Source organism: Streptomyces sp. NRRL S-31 (genome assembly GCF_000718775.1).
GTDB lineage: Bacteria > Actinomycetota > Actinomycetes > Streptomycetales > Streptomycetaceae > Streptomyces.
In genome coordinates this window covers 1-1,451 of sequence record NZ_JOCB01000232.1, presented here as the reverse complement: position 1 = coordinate 1,451, position 1,451 = coordinate 1, and the positions used below count along the sequence as shown (strand labels likewise).

Here is a 1,451-nt window from a genome sequence, read left to right as displayed (position 1 = left end):
GCGGACGACGGCGAGGACGGGGTGGTTGTTGCGGCGGGCGTCGGAGAGGCGTTCCAGCAGGAGCAGGCCCGCGCCCTCCGACCAGCCGGTGCCGTCCGCACCCGCCGCGAACGGCTTGCAGCGCCCGTCGGCCGCCAGCCCCCGCTGCCGTGAGAACTCCACGTACACCCCGGGCGTCGCCATCACGGCGACACCGCCCGCGAGCGCCATCGAGCACTCGCCGCCGCGCAGCGCCTGCGCGGCCAGGTGGACCGCGACCAGCGACGACGAACAGGCGGTGTCCAGCGTCAGCGACGGCCCCTCGAAACCGAAGGGTACATCACGCCCGCGTACACGCCGACGCTGCTGCCGCCGAGCGTGCCCGGCGCGATCCCGGCCCGCTCGAACGCCTCCCAGGCGGTCTCCAGCAGGATCCGCTGCTGCGGATCCGTGGCCAGTGCCTCGCGCGGCGAGATGCCGAAGAACCCGGCGTCGAACTCGCCCGCGTCGTGCAGGAAGCCGCCCTCGCGGACGTAGGACTTGCCGGGCCGCTCCGGGTCGGGGTCGTACAGCTCGTCGGTGTTCCAGCCGCGGTCGGCCGGGAACTCGGTGATGGCGTCGGTGCCGTCGGCGACCAGGCGCCACAGCTCCTCCGGGGTGGTCACTCCGCCGGGGAGCCGGCAGGCCATCCCGACGATCGCGATCGGCTCCCGCGCGGCGGCCGCCGCCTGCGCCTGCTCCTGCTTCAGCCGCTCGTTCTCGATCAGGGACGCCCGCAGCGCCTCCACGAGCTTGGCGGACTGGTCCTCGGACACGGTCATCGCTTCCTTCCTGTACGGCCTGTCGGCCTCGTCTCCTCGCGGCGTCGTCGCCCGCCGTCCGTGCGGCCCGGTGGCCCCGGGCCGGTCGCCGCTCACCCGGACTCGCCGCCGAGCGCGAGTTCGAGCAGCCCGTCGACGCTCATGGCGCGGATGCTCTCGGTCTCGTCCGCCACCTCCGGCCCGCCGGTGCCGTCGGCCGGTACCGGCGCCTCCTCGGACCCGGCGCCCAGATGCGGCAGCACCCGGTCCAGGACGCCGAGTTCGCCCAGCCGGTCCAGCGGCGCGGTGGCGAGGAAGCGCCGCGGTGTGGGGTGGTCGAAGACGAGGGTGGCCGGGAGCTTGACCCCGGTGGCCGTGGTGAGCCGGTTGCGCAGCTCGACGGCGGCCAGCGAGTCGAAGCCGACCTCCTTGAACGCCTGGTGCGCCTTGATCGCCTCGGGACCCGAGTGCCCCAGCGCCGCCGCGGCCTCGGTCCGTACCAGGGCGAGCACCTCCCGCTGCCGCTCGGCGGGGGCCAGCCCGGCCAGCCGTCCGGCCAGACCGTCCCCGGACGGACCGCCGGTACCGGCCTGCTTGCGGGTGGGTTTGACGAGGTGGTGCAGGAGGGCGGGGGTGGGGGTGTGGCGGGCGTAGGCGGCGAGGTCGAGGCGG

The 1,451-nt window shown here is 75.3% G+C and carries 1 protein-coding gene and 1 pseudogene; both read right to left on the bottom strand.

Translation table 11 applies throughout. The annotated features are described in order from the left end of the window. A pseudogene (locus tag IF37_RS43235) lies at positions 1 to 800 on the bottom strand (beta-ketoacyl synthase N-terminal-like domain-containing protein); the annotation flags it as partial. 92 nt (positions 801 to 892) lie between these two features. Next, a partial coding sequence (locus IF37_RS40350) for an acyl carrier protein (protein ID WP_037858374.1) occupies positions 893 to 1,451 on the bottom strand: 559 nt, incomplete at its 5' end.